This is a genomic window from Celerinatantimonas sediminis (genome assembly GCF_046054195.1).
Classification (GTDB): Bacteria; Pseudomonadota; Gammaproteobacteria; order Enterobacterales; family Celerinatantimonadaceae; genus Celerinatantimonas.
The window spans coordinates 32,455-49,611 of sequence record NZ_JBEQCS010000021.1; the positions used below are offsets into that span (position 1 = coordinate 32,455).

Below are 17,157 nucleotides of genomic sequence, written 5' to 3' on the forward strand. Positions count from 1 at the left end.
TTACTCCTGAAATAATTCGTAAGCTCTTTTTTGGCAACGGGCATGTGCGCTGCAACTTATGAGGTGGTCATTAAACATGCCGACTGCTTGCATAAAGGCATAGCAAATGGTTTCGCCGACAAACTTGAATCCATGCTTTTTGAGTGATTTTGCCATCGCTATCGCTTCTGGACTGGTGGTCGGCGTATCGTTGCCGTCAACTAATTGGTGATCAATTGGGAAATTATTCACAAAAGACCACAAATAATCGCTAAAATTAATGCCTTGCTGCGATAAGTCTAAATAGGCTCGCGCATTTTGCACAATGGCCCTAATTTTTAGACGGTTGCGAACGATGCCGGGCTCTTTTAATAGTTGCTCAATCTTATCGTCGTTAAACAACGCTATTTTTTCCGGGTTAAATTGCTCAAATAAGCGATAATATTCAGATTGTTTACGTAAAATGATTATCCATGATAATCCGGCTTGCTGACCATCAAGGCATAATTTGGCAAAAAGTTCTTGGTTATCGACAACGGGCATTCCCCAGCAGTTATCATGATACTGGCGGTATTGCTCATCGTCTCCTGGCCAACTGCATTCAGGCATACAAGCTCCTTGGGTGTCGTTTAGCCGATGGTTAATTGCTCTAGCAGTTTGCCATTGCGGATGATATTTACAATATCAAAAAGGCGATTTATTGGGATAAATTCGATAAGCTAGGCGCTCCACTAAAAGAGTTAATGAAAAAGTATTAGAAGCGAATGAATATCTGTGAAACTGTCGAATAAATTTATTCTATTTATCGTCATCTGTGTGGTGACTGCGGTCGGTTTGGTTGGTGTTGGCGGCGCGTTGACGTTTCGCAAGCTAGCCTATGATCAGCAATCATTCAAGATTAAAGCAATTGTGCAGCTTCTTGATAGCCAGCTGGATGTTCAACCTGATACGCCAGAATTTGAACAGTGGTTACCCAACTGGTTACATGCTCATCAGATTGTTCGGATGGATTTGTCTAATCAGGGCGGAACTGTTTATACGTTTCGTGAGGTGCGCTACCACGGCAGTACGGATTCGCTGATCCATTATCATTTCCAACTTAAATCCCACCCTGATTTTTCGATTACATTATGGGTCGAGAGTCCTTTTAAACGGCTCCGTTATGCGCCTGATGCGATGATTTATGTTTTCTTAGGCGTCGTGATTGTCGCCGTGGGATTACTCATTAGCATTCAATGGTTAAAAAATGCCTTTAAAGGTGCTGAGCGGCTAGAGTGGCGAGGTCGGCGAATTATTGGTGGCCATCAAGATGGTGTGATGAATGCCGATCCCTGCGAGTGGCCACGCAGTGCCAGCCGAGCGATTAGTCAGTTGCTTTTACAATTAGAAGATAGCCGTCAGGACCGAGCTCGCTTTGATCGGATGATCCGCGAGAATGCTTTTATCGATGAGCTAACAGGGCTTGCCAATCTTACCCATTTTAGTAATCGGCTCGAAACAGAGATGCTCGATGTGGATGCAAACATCGGGGCCGTTTTGCTATTTCAGTTAACGATTTTGGATGAACTTAATTACAGCCATTCGCGCGAGAGCGGTGATGTTTTACTCCAGCAGTTCGCGCAACTTTTGAACAATTACGCGAAAAATAACACTAACGCAATTGTTGGCCGAGTCGGCGGGGATTGTTTTGCGCTGTTGCTCGCTCAGGTGACACTCGCGCAAGCTGAATCAGTGGTTTTAACATTGTTAAAACAGTTAGAGCGGATCCCGCTGCCTTCGGGTTTTTATAGTGATGATTATATAGCGGTCGGTATCGCTGGATATCAATTTGGCGATTCCCCTCAAGAGGTGATGCATCAGGCGGATGATGCGCTGCGTATTGCCAGACAGCAAGGTGGCAACACCTGGTTCACCGTCGATAGGCAGTTAACGGCTAACTATATCGGTCAAGGGTCTGTGCGTTGGCGCAGCATGCTTGAACAGGCGCTTAGCTTGCACCGCGTGAGTTATTTCGAGCAGCTTATCTATGCGCGGGAAAGTAAACCTTACTGTGTTGAGCTATTAGCGCGCATTCAAGATTCAGACTCAACCTGGTTAACTGCCAGTGTTTTCTGGCCGTGGGTTGAGCGCTGCGGAATGGTTAAACAGTTTGATTATCTGGCCATTGATCATGCCCTGGAGCGCTTAAAAAGCAGCTCAATGGCGGTGAGCATTAACTTAGATGTTTCCACCTTGCAAGAGCGCTCAGTGATTCGACGGTTAATCTATTGGGCGATGGAAACCAATCCGCGTCAAGCCGGAAGGCTTATTATCGAGCTCAAAGAACAGCAAGTTGCGTTTTTAGGACGCCGTCAGCAGGCTCGTATTAACGCCTTGCGTGAAAAAGGCATTTTGATAGCCATCGATAGAGCTGGGCAAAATGTGCTTAGCACCCAGTACATCAACGATCTTAAGCCAGCCTATGTTAAGTTGCACCCAAGTCTCGTTCGAGATTTAGCAAGGCGTCAGGTGAATCGTTTGGCGATTAGTAGTTTGCTCGCAAGTGCCGAAGGCAAGGCTAAAGTAGTCGCTGTGGGGGTTGAATCAGCGCAAGATTGGCAGGTGCTAGAGCGCTTAGGGGTAAGCGCCGGACAAGGGACTTGGTTCTCATCTGTAAGCCAGAGAGAACAGGTCGATTGAGTGCCAAAATTGTAACCTAATCGTTAAAATTGAGTGGTTTTTGACTTGATTGAATAATCTTTGTGCGCCTTTCATTTTATTGAGAAAACTCTCTTCCTATTCATTAATTCTGTGCCATACTGGATAGCACTAAATACGATGGTAGAAACGAAATGTAAGTGATCACTTATAAGCCTACAGTTACGCTTGCTCTATTGGTTGAGCGTTGGTAAAGTTAGGCTCACTTAGAGATAATCCATCCCCAACATTTTCAGGATTTTAGCTAGCGATGTTTAAGAAGCTCAGAGGCCTTTTTTCCAACGATCTATCGATCGATTTGGGAACCGCCAATACCCTCATTTACGTTAAAGATCAGGGCATCGTCCTTAATGAACCATCAGTTGTCGCTATTCGTCTGGAGCGCGCTGGGAGCCCAAAAAATGTAGCCGCTGTGGGACATGCAGCCAAACAGATGTTGGGGCGTACACCAGGTAACATTTCAGCCATTCGACCTATGAAAGATGGCGTAATTGCTGATTTTTACGTCACCGAGAAAATGCTGCAGTATTTCATCAAACAGGTTCACGAAAACAACTTTCTACGTCCAAGTCCTCGAGTTTTGGTTTGCGTGCCTTGTGGCTCAACTCAAGTTGAACGCCGTGCTATTAAAGAATCTGCATTAGGTGCCGGCGCGCGTGATGTGGTGTTGATTGATGAGCCAATGGCTGCGGCAATTGGTGCCGGTTTACCTGTGTCTGAAGCGACCGGTTCAATGGTGGTCGATATCGGTGGTGGGACCACTGAAGTTGCGATCATCTCTTTGAATGGGGTTGTTTATTCTTCATCCGTACGTATCGGTGGTGACAAATTTGATGACGCTATCATTAATTATGTGCGCCGTAACTACGGTAGCTTGATTGGTGAAGCAACTGCTGAACGTATTAAACATGTTATCGGTTCAGCCTATCCTGGCGATGAAGTCAAAGAGATTGAAGTGCGTGGTCGAAACCTTGCCGAAGGGGTCCCACGGAGCTTTACACTTAACTCCAATGAAATTCTTGAAGCACTGCAAGAACCACTGTCTGGGATTGTGAGTGCGGTGATGGTTGCTTTAGAGCAGTCACCACCAGAGCTTGCTTCTGATATTTCTGAGCGTGGCATGGTCTTAACTGGTGGTGGTGCGCTAGTGAAGGATTTAGACCGGTTACTCATGGAAGAAACAGGGATTCCAGTTGTAATCGCAGATGATCCATTAACGTGTGTCGCTCGTGGCGGTGGTAAAGCGCTCGAAATGATTGATATGCATGGTGGCGATCTGTTCCAGTATGAATAAGGTCGGCTTTAGTTAGCTCGGTTCTTTGCTTATGAAGCCAATTTTTTCTCGCGGGCCATCGTTACAATTACGTTTGCTGTTGGCATTGATTGTATCGGTGGCACTGATCTATACCGATTCTCATTTTAAACCGTTCTCGATTGTGCGAGGTTATCTAGCCTCGCTCGTCTCGCCTTTGCAGTATGTTGCTAATTCTCCTCGGGAATTTCTTGACGATGCTTCCGATCAATTGGTTAGCGCACACCGCTTACGTCAAGAAAATGTTCGTCTGAAACAGCAGTTGCGTTTGCAACAAGCGCAGTTATTGACCATGGCAAATCTGCAAAAAGAGAATGGGCAGTTACGCTCATTGCTCGGCTCTCCCGTACACGTTGATGGGCGGCGCATGGTCGCTGAAATTCTCGCGGTGGATTCCGACCCATTTTCTCAGCAAGTGGTGATTAATAAAGGTAGTCAGGATGGTGTCTATCAAGGCCAACCAGTGATAAATGATGTGGGTGTAGTGGGCTTTATCGTTCATGTCGCTACAGCTAGTAGTCGAGTACTGCTCATTAGCGATAGTTCAGCTGCGGTGCCTGTGCGAGTGATGCGTAACGATATTCGAGTCATCGCCGAAGGCAATGGCGATGTGAATAGTCTGCGAGTGCCAAATGTCCCTCGTAGCACGGATATCAAAGTGGGTGATGAACTGGTGACATCAGGGCTTGGCGGGCGTTTCCCTGAAGGGTATCCCGTTGCTAAAGTGACCCAATTTCGTTATCAGGAAGGTCGGCCATTTGCTTCTATTGAAGCTAAACCGGTAGTGAATTTAGAGCGGCTTCGTTATCTGTTGCTATTATGGCCAGATAAGACCCAGTTAAAACAGCCCGTGCCTCAGAGCAATAACACGACGAAGGGGGCCAAATGAGAGGTTTTTTCAATCTGTTGATTGTGATCCTGACATTGTTGGTCGCCGTCGTTTTACAGATTTTACCAATCCCAGAACAATTTGCGAATTTTCGCCCTGATTGGCTTTTGGCGTGCGTCTTTTATTGGTGTATCGCATTGCCAATGCGCTTTAATGTTCTGGGCGCTTTCATCTGTGGTTTGGTGCTTGATCTGTTGCTGGGCTCAACGCTCGGGATTCGAGCGCTATCTTTTTCGCTCATCGGTTACATTGCTGCGATTAATTATGTTCGTCTTCGCAATTTATCACTTTGGCAACAGGCGATTGTGTTTGCCTTGACCTGTATTGCGAATAAGGCTGTGATATTCTGGATTAATTATATTGTCCATGGTGTTCAAGCACCGGTTGGCTATTTTTATTCAGCGATTGGCTCGCTCATTATTTGGCCTTGGATCTATCTATTATTGCGTAAACTGCGGCGTCGATTCCGAATGGAGGCTTAAGCTTGGTGGATTTTTATCTCGCATCACAATCACCACGTCGTTTGCAGTTACTTCAATACCTTGATTATACATTTGATGTTGTTGATGGGCAGATAGATGAAACGCCAAATGCTCTGGAGTCAGCAACTGATTATGTGGCGCGAATGGCTCGCTTGAAAGCCTATTGCGGTCTTAAAAACAGCGGTGAAAACCGTCCTGTTTTAGGTGCAGATACCACTATCAGTGTCGATAATGAAATATTGGCCAAACCTGAATCTCTTGAACATAGTCTGTATATGTTGCGGCGGCTCTCTGGGCGGGTTCATGAAGTATTAACCGCTGTTTGCGTGGTGGATAAAACGCGTATTGAACAAGTCTTGGTGCGCACCAGCGTAAAAATGCGCTCGATCAGTGATGACGAAATAAAATCGTACTGGCAAAGCGGTGAACCCTGTGACAAAGCCGGTAGTTATGCGATTCAGGGGATTGGTGGTAAATTTGTACAGGCTATTGATGGTAGCTACAGTGCTGTGGTCGGATTACCGCTGGTTGAAAGCGAACAATTGCTAAAAATATTTTTATCCAAATAGGTTGGATAATGAGGAGTTATCATGCCGGCCGAGTTACTGATCAATGTAACCCCAACCGAGACGCGTGTTGCATTGGTCGAAACGGGGATCCTCCAAGAGATCCACATTGAACGCGAAGCCAAACGCGGCATCGTGGGCAATATTTACAAAGGTAAGGTTAGCCGGGTGTTACCAGGCATGCAAGCTGCCTTTGTTGATATTGGCTTAGATAAAGCAGCGTTTTTACATGCGTCCGATATTATGCCTCACACTGAATGTGTTGATACGCAGGAGCAGGCCAATTTTCAAGCCGGAAACATTGCGGCTTTAGTTCGCCAAGGGCAGGATATTATGGTTCAAGTGGTTAAAGATCCGCTTGGAACCAAAGGGGCGCGACTCACCACTGATATCACTTTACCTTCTCGTTATCTGGTGTTGATGCCAGGTAGTTCTCATGTCGGTGTCTCACAGCGCATTGAAGGCGAAGAAGCGCGTGAGCATCTAAAATCGCTTGCAAGTAGCTATGTCGATGATCTGGGCGGATTTATTGTCCGCACAGCCGCTGAAGGCGTCGGTGAGCATGAGTTGTCTCAAGATGCGGCGTTTTTAAAACGGCTGTGGCGTAAGGTTTTGCAGCGCAAGGAAAAATACCCAAGTTGCAGCATGCTTTATGAAGACTTGTCATTAGCCCCTCGCACCGTTCGCGATTTCGTCGGTACACAACTCGATCGAATTTTAGTCGATTCTCGCGCAAGCTATGAAGAGCTCATTACATTCTGTCAGGATTTTGTCCCTGAATTTGCTGAAATTCTTGAATATTATTCGGCAGATCGGCCTATTTTTGATCTTTACGATACTGAAAATGAGGTGCAGCGTGCTCTGCAGCGGCGAGTTGACCTTAAATCAGGTGGTTATCTGATTATTGATCAGACCGAAGCGATGACGACGATTGATATTAATACGGGTGCTTTTGTCGGCCATCGTAATTTAGAAGAAACCATCTTTAACACCAACGTTGAAGCAACTCAAGCCATCGCAAGACAGTTACGGCTGCGAAATCTGGGTGGCATTATCATTATTGATTTTATCGATATGCAGCAAGAGGAACACCAGCAAAGGGTGCTTTACAGTCTTGAACAAGCGCTGGTGCATGACAGAGCCAAAACTAATATCAGTGGTTTTTCACAGCTTGGTTTAGTTGAAATGACACGCAAACGAACTCGAGAAAGTTTGGAGCATGTTTTGTGTGAGCCATGTCCTGCGTGTCATGGACGCGGGTCAGTTAAAACCGCAGAAACCGTCTGTTTTGAAATTTTGCGTGAGGTTTTGCGGGTTAAAAGAGCCTATCAAGCGGATCATTTCATCGTATATGCTTCTGCTGCGGTAGCGTCATTGTTAACCGGGGAAGAGTCACATAGTTTGGCTGAACTGGAGGTGTTCATGGGGAAAGAAGTTCGGGTTCAGACTGAAACCATGTATAACCAAGAACAGTTTGACGTTGTTATGATGTGATCTTATGGTGCCATTACTGCGCAGAATTGCTCACCACTGTTGGTTAACGTTAGCGGTTGTCATTATTATCGCTGCGGTATTGCTGAGCGTTTTACGCGGTTTTTTCATCTACGCCAACGATTTTCGCGATGAGATGACGCAGTGGCTGACTGGCTACTCGGCCCAGCAACTGCATATTGGTAGCCTCAGTGCATCACTAGAGCAATTTCGGCCCGTTCTAATTTTAAAAGATGTCCGTTTTACCCCGCAACATTCAAGCCATTATCAGCTTGAAACTGGTTCTATCCTTCTTGATTTTAATCTAATCGATTCGATTCGAGAGGGACATTTAGTCTTTCGCAACATTCAGCTCAATGATGTCAACGCAACGTTACCATGGCTTGAGCGCAGCAGTTCTGATAACAGCACCAATCCCGTCGATATGAGTGTCGCTAAGACGTTTGCGAATCTGTTTTTGCATCAATTGGACCATTTCCAGATTCGAAATGCCCAAATCAGTTTTCTAGCTGAGCATCATCAAGCTCATAAAATGTACATTAAATCAATGTACTGGCGAAACAAAGAGAATCTTCATCAAGGCGAAGGGGATGCTTATCTGCCTCATTTCGGCGAATCTACCAGTACCATTCACTTTGCCTTAAAGCTTGATAATAGCGATGGGAGTCATCAGCTACTGGATATTCCTGGGCAGTTTTATGCTCAAGGGGAGCATATTCAGCTTTCTCGAGTCGGCCATTTACTCAACGTGAGTGAGCTGAAGAAATTTAATACCGATCTTAACTTCAAGCTTTGGGGAAAATTTGGTGGTAAACAGCCATCTCTTTGGCAGTGGCAATGGCAGCCCAGTACGTTAAATTGGCAAAGTCCGCAGGGGAGCGACCATCAACTCAGCCTTGAAAAAGGCCAATTCACGCTACGTGATAAAGGCGATTATTTTAAAGTCGATAGCAGTGAGCTGACATTAAAAACGGATGGTAAGTCTTGGGGCAATATCACGGTTCAAGGCGCATTGAATGGCCAAACACAACAGTGGTATATCAATCGGCTCCCGATTGGGCAAGTGCAACCTTTAATCTCTTTATTGCCTTGGCAAAAACCCATAGCGTTGGCAAAAGTCAAAGCGGGGCAATTGCAAGATATTCGAACCGGTTATAACTGGCGTAGTGGGCAGGTTAATTATCGTGCGAAGATTGTTGGTTTAACCACTCAAGCAACAGCTAATTGGCCTGGGGTGAGCGAATTATCGGCAGATATCACAGGCAATCAGCAGCATCTTAATTTTTCCTTGGGTTTAGGTCGCTCGAACATAGCTTTTCAAGATAGCTTCGATAAAAGTTGGCCAATCGAATCCTTATCAGCAAACGGGCAAGTTTCATGGGATAAGCAAGGCACTGATGTGGCCTTTAATAGCCTTGTGATGGACAGCCCTTGGCTCAATGTACATGCTTTGGGAAGTTTAAGTTGGCAATCTGGTAATCCCAGTCCTTGGTTGAGCTTAAGCTCTAAATTGACGTTGCCTGATGCGGGCAAAGCTCATCATTTTTATCCTCATCCATTGATGCCTGAGAAAGTTGCCAATTACCTCAAAGGCTCAATTCTCTCTGGTGCTGCGAAAGATGCGCAATTGTTGTGGTTTGGGCGAATTAACCACTTTCCATATCGCGCTCATCAAGGGATTTTTCAGGTCTATGTGCCACTTCGCCACAGCCGTTTTAAATTTCAGCCGAACTGGCCTGCATTAACAGATATGGACTTGAATCTGTTATTCCAGGGGGATTCATTGCATATGGCAAGCGATCGCGCTCAAATTGCGGGGATCCCCGTTAAGCACATCGATGCGGCGATTGAAAAAATGAATTCTCAAGGGAAAGTTCAACTGCAAGCCCAATTGAGCCATTCGGATTTAAAAAGTGTTCACCAGCTACTAGAAAAATCTCCTGTCACCAGTTTGGTTTCAACCATGCAACAACTGCCTATGAGTTCCGGGACGCTAAGTGGCCAGCTGCTATTAGATATTCCACTAAATGGTCAACAAGTGAAAGTTGCCGGCTATGCGGACTTTGAAGATGCAGCAATGCAGGTTAAAACCATGCAGATGAATTTAAGTGCGCTAAATGGCCGCTTGTCTTTTGTGCAAGGTAACCTTAATGCGCACAATCTAACGGCTCAGTGGTTAGCTCAGCCACTTTCTATTGATATTAATAGTGAGCAAGTCGATGCATCTAAATATCAATTAGGTATCGGTTTAAGTGGCAATTGGGACATGCGCTCCTTTGCGCGCAAACTATCGAATCCCGATTGGCTAAAACCAGCCTCTGGCCAGCTTAACTGGCAGGGGAAGGTGAATATTGCATTCTTAAAAGACAGTGCTTTTCACTACAATGCAAAATTTTCCTCCCAACTGGCCCAGTTAAAATTAGCGCTGGCTGAGCCACTTGAAAAATCAGCCAATCAATCATGGCCGACCACACTGTATGTGAGTGGTGATGAGCAAAATGGCAGCGGTACTATCACTATTGAAGACCGATTAGATAGTCGTTTCCACTATCTTTATAATCCGTTTCATCTTGACCAATTACGCTTGAATATAGCAAATGCCCAGAGCTTACCTCAGCTCTCTGAGCAACTGCCCGAACAGGGCGCTGTCATCAACGCCGATATTGATAAGACTCGCTTAAAACCATGGCTTGATTATATTTTACCGATGGTTGCTTCGGCCTCTAAGAGCGCATCTAAAACAAAAGCGCCAGAGAATAAAACGGCGCAGAGTCGCTCTTTATTGCCTGATTTGCAGTCGATTCATATCTTGGCTCGCCAAATTGATGCCTTTTCTCAGCCACTTGATCATGTGCAATTGGATTATCAGCAAGCTGGCCACGTGTGGAAAGTCAACAGTGAGCAACTCAATGGTTCTTTGATTGCGCCAGTTAATCCAACGGTGGCCAACCCGTTGCGGTTGAATATTGCTAAAGCAATGCTGGCAAAATTAGATCTTAAGGCCGTTAAATCGCTACTTGATACGGCATCGGGCAAAGATAAAAAGATTAAAACCAAAGAAAAAACAACAACACCAATGCCTGTGGAGCTTGATTGCCAGAGCTGTCAGGTTGGTCAATATCAGCTTGGGCAACTGAGTGCAGTTTTGCCATTTGCCAATGGTCAGATGAAAAATGGCCAGATTAAAATGCGTGGCGCAGGTGATATGAAACTGGATGCCACTGTTAACTGGCTACCAGGCCCTGGAGGCATGACGAGCTTTTATAAAGGAACATTTAAAACCAAAGATAGCGGAAAATTTTTAACCTCACTAGGCGTTGCTAAAGAGCTGGAACAGACCCCTGTTGATGGTTCATTTGCCTTGCGTTGGCTTGGACTCCCTTACCAATTGGATAAAAAAACCTTAAATGGCCAGATTAAATGGAAAGCTGGTGAAGGGGTATTAACTGATGTTAGCGATAAGGGCGCGCGATTATTTACCCTCGCCAGTTTGGATACATTGCGGCGGCGTTTAAAATTAGATTTTCGAGATATCTTTGATAAAGGTCTATATTTTAATTCTGCGAAAGCATCTGCGACGATTACCAATGGGGTGCTGAAAAACGATGACTATTACATGGATGCTGTCGCTGGGGTACTGCATGGTCATGGTGAATTAGATTTGGTGACGGGCAAGGTTAATTATCATCTGAGCTTTTCTCCAAAAATCACCTCCAGTCTACCTGTTTTAGCGGCATTCGCTGTCACTCCAGTGACCGGGGCTGCGGTATTGGCATTATCGAAGTTGCTTGAACCGGTGATTGATGTGATAACGCAGGTGGATTTTGATGTTACAGGCGATATTGATCATCCTAAGCTTATCGAAGTAAAACGCGAAAAACATAAAATTAAAGTTCCGGTAAATTTACAAGGTAGACCCGATGGCTCAAATTAATCATGATGTAAGCTGGCGTCTGGGAGCATTGCAGATGACCAGCACTTTAGATGTGGTGGCAAATCAGAGTGAAGTCGAGCGGTTACTTGCAACAAACCCTCCCAAACCTGGCGATGTGTTATTACTACCTGAGAACTTTGCGTATCTAGGTGCTGGTGCTAATTATTCTAAAATTGCCGAAAAACCTGGCGAAGGGCCGATTCAACAGTGGCTGGGCAAATTAGCTAAACAGTATCAAATTACCTTAATTGCTGGCAGTTTGCCGACTAAAGTCAGCGGCCAAAAACGTTGCCGTGCCAGTACATTAGTGTTTGATTGCTTTGGTCGTTACATTAGCCATTACCACAAGATGCACCTATTTGATGTCGATTTAGCCGATAATGTGGGTGCTTATCGGGAGTCATCGCGATTTATCGCTGGCAATAAGCCTAAATGGTTTACCCATCAACAGACTAAAATTGGCTTATCTATCTGTTTTGATTTGCGTTTCAGTTATCTTTATCATTGGCTGGCCAGCCAAGGCTGCGAAATTTTAATGGTGCCAGCGGCATTTACCCAATTAACTGGTCAAGCGCATTGGCTGACTCTTCTCAAAGCGCGGGCCATCGAAAATCAATGTTATGTTGTTGCCGCCGCGCAATGTGGCCAACATGATGAAATTCGCCATAGTTGGGGCCATTCCTGTATTATTGACCCATGGGGAACTGTGATTGCTCAGCTAGAGCAACAAAGCGGGATCTGTTATGGTAAGTTTGATAATCAACAGGTGCATTCTTTACGCGCACGGATGCCCGTCAAACCACATTCCCACCTGACTATCAGCTGGAGTAAATAATTACGATGTCTTTTGAACAAGTTAATCAATCGTTATTGGTGCCTGCTGGGCTTGATCTTTCATCATTAAATCAAGCTCTGGCTATTTTAGGCGGCCCTGATATTGACCAGGGTGATTTGTATTTTCAGCATAGCCGCCATGAATCTTGGGTTCTAGAAGATGGCATTGTCAAAGATGGTAGCTTTAATATCGAGCAAGGCGTAGGTGTGCGTTCAATCTCTGGTGATAAAACAGGATTTGCGTACTCTGATGATATTAATTTTTCATCGCTGGAAAAGGCTTGCCAGGCTGCCCGCGGGATTAGTCGAAGCCAGGGCGAAGGCCGAGTGAAAATTGCCCCATCAGCGCCAGCCAAAGCGCTTTATAGTTCGCAAAATCCAATTCAGAGTCTGGATAAACTTGAAAAAATTGCACTGTTGCAACGGGCTGATAAATTTGCCCGCAGTTTGGACCCTGCGATTACGCAGGTGATTGTCAGCTTAAGCGGCGTGTACGAAGAAGTTTTAGTCGCGGCCTTAGATGGCACGCTGGCTAGTGATATTCGCCCATTAGTGCGCTTTAATTGCAGCGTCTTAGCTGAACGAGGTGGTCGCCGTGAGCGGGGTAGCGCCGGCGGTGGCGGGCGATTTGATTATCAATACTTTTTAGAGCTTGATGAAGGCCAAGAGCGAGCGATGAAGTATGTTCGTGAAGCAGTTCGTCAGGCCTTAGTCAATCTTGAAGCGGTTGATGCTCCAGCAGGCATGATGCCGGTGGTGCTAGGTGCTGGCTGGCCAGGCGTGTTACTGCACGAAGCCGTTGGCCATGGCCTAGAAGGGGATTTTAATCGCAAAGGTTCATCAGCCTTTAGTGGCCGAATTGGTGAGCAGGTCGCTTCAAGTTTATGTACGATTGTCGATGATGGCACGATTGCTAATCGCCGTGGTTCGTTAACGATTGACGATGAGGGAACGCCTTCGCAGTATAATGTGCTGATCGAAAATGGCGTTCTTAAAGGCTATATGCAAGATAAACTCAATGCTCGATTGATGGGGGTTGCTCCGACCGGTAACGGACGGCGTGAATCTTATGCCAATGTGCCTATGCCTCGGATGACCAACACCTATATGTTGCCAGGCGAATCAGAAAAAGAAGAGATGATTGCCTCGGTGAAACGCGGTATTTACGCACCAAACTTCGGTGGCGGGCAGGTTGATATCACCTCGGGTAAATTTGTGTTTTCTGCCTCCGAAGCGTACCTCATTGAGGATGGAAAAATAACTGCACCAATTAAAGGTGCTACGCTCATCGGCAACGGTCCACAGGCGATGGCTAAAGTTTCCATGGTCGGTAATGATCTCGATTTGGACGCAGGGGTTGGCATTTGTGGTAAAGATGGTCAGAGCGTCCCGGTGGGCGTCGGCCAGCCGACATTGAAATTAGACGAGTTGACCGTAGGCGGAACGGCATAAAGATTATAGATTGGGCTAAAGCCCAATCTATAAAAGCTAATCACGGTGAATATGTTCGCCTAGATAGCTCTGCAGTTCTTTGGCAAACTTATCAATAGGTTGCTCTGGCGATTGTTGTGTTTGGCGTTTTGCACTTCGCACTTGTTGTCTGAGCTTTTGCCTATCGAGTGATGGGTACTGTTCTAGAAGTTGCTGGATGAGATCATCGCTTTGCTCTGATTCGAGCAGCTCAATAGCAACTTGTTCTAGCTTATGATGATGTTGCTGGGCATAAAGGTGGCGATTTTTAATTTTTTCCATCGCCTGCTCAATTGCTTCAATATTTTCAGTGCGCATGAGCTTGCCAATGTAGTTCATATGGCGTCGATAGGCTTCTCGTTTGCCTGTTAATCGTTTGGCTAGCGCGACTGCCTCAATCATCGATTCACTAATGGGCACCGTGGCTAAAAAGGTCGGTTTTAATTCGCAGATTTGCTGGCCAAGCTGTTTCAGTTGCTGGGCTTCATGCTTGAGCTGCGTTTTGCTGACCCACTGTTCGTCATCTTGGCGCTCTTGGTTTGGCTCGTTCATAAGAAATTATCGTTTAAAAGTACATAGTATAAGTTTATCAAGAAATAGAAGCGGATGGGCAGGCTTTACTGCTCTTTAGCTGGTGAGCTAACAATAACGTGTTTCAATTTGTTATGCTTAAGAGTAATACGCGTAGATATAAGGTTGGATATGTCATCAATTCAGCAGTCCATGGATAAAGAATTAACTCAGTTAAAACAAGCCGTTGAGTTTGCATTAGATGAAGCAAAACGTTTTGGAGCTAGTGCCGCTGAGGTCTCTATCTCCAAACAGACTGGTATTTCGGTCTCAACGCGCTCTTGTGAGGTGGAAACCCTCGAATTTAATCGTGATGGAGCCTTAGGTATTGCCGTCTATCAGGGACAGCAAAAGGGCAACGCTTCAACCTCTGACCTTAGCAAAGAGGCGATTAGCCGAAGTGTAAAAGCAGCCGTTGACATCAGTGACGTTACTTCTGCTGATCCAGCTGCAGGCCTTGCCCCTAAAGAGCTTATGGCAACCGAGATCCCTGATTTAGATCTCTTTCATCCAACTGAGCTAGAACCACAACGATTTGTCGATTTGGCCAGTGAATGTGAAAAAATCGCCCTGACTCACAAAGGGATCAAGGCGAGCGATGGTGCGAGTGTTAATAGCCATTATGGGGTTCGGGTGTATGGCAACACCCATGGCTTTATTGAGGGCTATCCAACGAGTCGTCATAGTTTAAGTTGTGTTTTAATCGCTGGCGAAGAGCAGATGCAACGCGATTATGCCTATAGCGTCGCGATTGATTATAACGATCTGCGTTCAGCGCAATCCGTTGCTGATGAAGCCGTTGAAAAGACGTTAAGCCGCTTAAATAGCCGCAAGATTAATACCTGTCAGGTGCCTGTTATATTCGATAAAAATGTTTCCAGTGGCTTGTTAGGACATTTTGTCATGGCGATTAGTGGCGGGAACCTCTATCGGCGGTCATCATTTTTACTCGATTCATTAGGGCAAACACTCTTTCCTAAATGGTTAACGATTCACGAAGATCCTTGGCTTAAAAAAGCACTGGGCAGTAGTCCATTTGATAATGAAGGGGTGCAAACGCGCTCTCGAGACATTATTACCGATGGGGTTTTGCAAACTTACTTGCTGACCAGTTATGCCGCCCGAAAAATGGCCATGCAGCCAACAGGACATGCTGGTGGCATTCATAACTGGCTGGTAACGAACTCTTCACTAAGCCAGCAAGAGCTGATTAAACAGATGGGTACAGGTCTGCTGGTCACCGAATTAATGGGCCAGGGCGTTAATATTGTCACCGGTGATTATTCTCGAGGCGCGGCTGGATTTTGGGTTGAAAACGGTGAAATTGCTTATCCAGTTCATGAAATCACCATTGCTGGCAATCTTAAAGATATGTTCCAAAATATTGTCGCTATTGGCAATGATATTGACCCAACTCACGCGATTCGAACCGGTTCAATTCTAATTGACTCGATGAAAATTGCTGGGAATTAATGTCGATTCATTGATTAAAAAAACCGGCTAACTGCCGGTTTTTTATTAAGCTTCAAATGGCGATGTGATGATTTAGCAAAACTGTTGCAATGCCTAAAAAGGCGAATAGACCAACAGTATCGGTGACGGTTGTGAGTACCATCCCTCCGGCCAGAGCTGGATCGATATGGATTTTTTTCATCACCAGCGGAATACAAACGCCTGCTAAACCTGCCATAAATAGATCTGCAAACATGGCGGCGGCACTGATTAATCCCAACTGAATACTGTCCTTCCAGATAGTCACAACCAGCGCGATTATCACCGCCCAAATGATGCCATTGAGTGCACCGATGGCGACCTCTTTAAGAATAAGCCAACGGGTATTACTCTCGCCAATATGGCCAACGGCCAGCCCTCGAATGACCACCGCCAGCGTTTGAGTGCCAGCAATGCCACCCTGACTTGGTACAATCGTCATTAACACCGCTAAAGTGGCCATTTGGGCCAGCGTGTTTTCAAATAAGTTGCTGATTGAGGCTGCCATTAGTGCGGTCAGCAAGTTAATCGCTAACCACAAGGTGCGGCCACGCGTACTTTGCCAAATCGGCGCAAAGGTATCTTCATCGTCATCAACCCCGGCCATCCCCATCATTGAGTGTTCGGCATCTTCTCGGATAATATCGACAACATCATCAATGGTGATTCGCCCGACTAGCTTGCCGTCGGGGTCAACCACGGGAGCTGAAATCCAGTCATGACGTTCAAACAGCTGGGCGACTTGGGCTTCATGCATCGAGACCGGGATAATCCGCTCTGGACGCTTTCCCATAATGGCTGCAACCTCTTCTTTGGGATCGACCGTAATTAAACGCGATAGCGAAATATCACCTAAGTATTTATTGTCTTTATCGACCACAAATAATGCATCGGTTGCCTCTGGCAACTCACCGCGAAGGCGTAAATAACGTAATACCACATCGACTGAAATATCCGGACGCAGCGCAATGGTATCGTTGTTCATCAGGCTCCCGGCGGTATCTTCCGGGTAAGCCAGCGCCATCTCAACGCGGTGACGCTCTTCGCTGTCCATCTGTTCTAGAACTTGCTGATAGATATCTGCTGGCAGACTGCGCAATACATAGGAAAGATCGTCAATATCCATCCCCTCCGTTGCCGCAGCTAAGTTTTCCGGATCCATCATTTTGAGGATGCTTTCCATGGCATCTTCATTGAGTTCTTCAAGGATCTCACCCTGTTGCTCAGGGTCGGTTAATTGCCAGAGAATTTTACGCCCAGCAACAGGCGTTGATTGCAGCAACAATGCCACATCACACGCGGGCATCTGGGCGAGCATGCGGCGCACGTGAACGAACATTCCGTCGTTTAAAGCACGGTTAAGTTCCAGTATCCGTTGGTGTTGGCTATGATGATTTTCCCGCTCAGACATAAGTGATCTGCTCTTAAGCTAAGGTGAATGC

Annotated in this window: 13 protein-coding genes; 10 read left to right on the forward strand and 3 right to left on the reverse strand. The window is 45.9% G+C overall.

Going from position 1 to position 17,157, the window contains the following annotated elements:
- The gene (locus ABTQ23_RS18550) at positions 1–588 is read right to left on the reverse strand and encodes a DNA-3-methyladenine glycosylase I (RefSeq protein ID WP_408617254.1); all 588 of its coding nucleotides are present in this window, start codon (positions 586–588) and stop codon (positions 1–3) included.
- A gap of 165 nt (positions 589–753) precedes the next feature.
- On the opposite strand from ABTQ23_RS18550, the gene ABTQ23_RS18555 reads away from it, so the two are divergent.
- The 9 genes from ABTQ23_RS18555 to tldD all read left to right on the forward strand — a co-directional run bounded on the left by ABTQ23_RS18555 (position 754) and on the right by tldD (position 13,636).
- Positions 754–2,658 (forward strand): EAL domain-containing protein, encoded by a 1,905-nt coding sequence (locus ABTQ23_RS18555; protein WP_408617255.1) that lies wholly within the window; start codon positions 754–756, stop codon positions 2,656–2,658.
- Between the two features lie 268 nt (positions 2,659–2,926).
- Complete coding sequence (locus tag ABTQ23_RS18560; RefSeq protein WP_131911177.1) at positions 2,927–3,970, forward strand: rod shape-determining protein; 1,044 nt, start codon at positions 2,927–2,929, stop codon at positions 3,968–3,970.
- 31 nt (positions 3,971–4,001) lie between these two features.
- Positions 4,002–4,877 (forward strand): rod shape-determining protein MreC, encoded by an 876-nt coding sequence (gene mreC / locus ABTQ23_RS18565; RefSeq protein ID WP_408617256.1) that lies wholly within the window; start codon positions 4,002–4,004, stop codon positions 4,875–4,877.
- The gene (gene mreD, locus ABTQ23_RS18570; RefSeq protein WP_408617257.1) at positions 4,874–5,359 is read left to right on the forward strand and encodes a rod shape-determining protein MreD; all 486 of its coding nucleotides are present in this window, start codon (positions 4,874–4,876) and stop codon (positions 5,357–5,359) included. Before mreC ends, mreD begins: the two co-directional genes overlap by 4 nt.
- A 5-nt stretch (positions 5,360–5,364) precedes the next feature.
- Positions 5,365–5,928: a Maf family protein gene (locus ABTQ23_RS18575; RefSeq protein ID WP_408617258.1), complete on the forward strand. Its 564-nt coding sequence runs from the start codon at positions 5,365–5,367 to the stop codon at positions 5,926–5,928.
- A 21-nt stretch (positions 5,929–5,949) separates the two neighbouring features.
- Positions 5,950–7,419 (forward strand): ribonuclease G, encoded by a 1,470-nt coding sequence (rng, locus tag ABTQ23_RS18580; protein ID WP_408617259.1) that lies wholly within the window; start codon positions 5,950–5,952, stop codon positions 7,417–7,419.
- A gap of 4 nt (positions 7,420–7,423) precedes the next feature.
- The gene (locus ABTQ23_RS18585) at positions 7,424–11,350 is read left to right on the forward strand and encodes a YhdP family protein (RefSeq protein WP_408617260.1); all 3,927 of its coding nucleotides are present in this window, start codon (positions 7,424–7,426) and stop codon (positions 11,348–11,350) included.
- A complete protein-coding gene (locus tag ABTQ23_RS18590) occupies positions 11,337–12,185 on the forward strand; it encodes a carbon-nitrogen hydrolase family protein (protein ID WP_408617261.1) in 849 nt (282 codons plus the stop codon). The genes ABTQ23_RS18585 and ABTQ23_RS18590 overlap by 14 nt, the downstream gene beginning before the upstream one ends.
- Positions 12,186–12,190: 5 nt before the next feature.
- On the forward strand, positions 12,191–13,636 hold the full coding sequence (tldD, locus tag ABTQ23_RS18595) for a metalloprotease TldD (protein ID WP_408617262.1): 1,446 nt from the start codon (positions 12,191–12,193) through the stop codon (positions 13,634–13,636).
- Positions 13,637–13,672: 36 nt separating this feature from the next.
- Here tldD and yjgA read toward each other — a convergent pair whose 3' ends face one another.
- On the reverse strand, positions 13,673–14,206 hold the full coding sequence (gene yjgA / locus ABTQ23_RS18600; RefSeq protein WP_408617263.1) for a ribosome biogenesis factor YjgA: 534 nt from the start codon (positions 14,204–14,206) through the stop codon (positions 13,673–13,675).
- 150 nt (positions 14,207–14,356) lie between these two features.
- Between yjgA and pmbA the strand changes: the two genes are divergently transcribed.
- On the forward strand, positions 14,357–15,697 hold the full coding sequence (gene pmbA, locus ABTQ23_RS18605) for a metalloprotease PmbA (protein ID WP_408617264.1): 1,341 nt from the start codon (positions 14,357–14,359) through the stop codon (positions 15,695–15,697).
- A 52-nt stretch (positions 15,698–15,749) separates the two neighbouring features.
- Here the strand turns inward: pmbA and mgtE are convergent, their stop codons facing one another.
- Positions 15,750–17,126, reverse strand: a complete 1,377-nt coding sequence (gene mgtE, locus ABTQ23_RS18610) for a magnesium transporter (protein ID WP_408617265.1) — start codon at positions 17,124–17,126, stop codon at positions 15,750–15,752.
- Positions 17,127–17,157 lie beyond the last annotated feature (31 nt).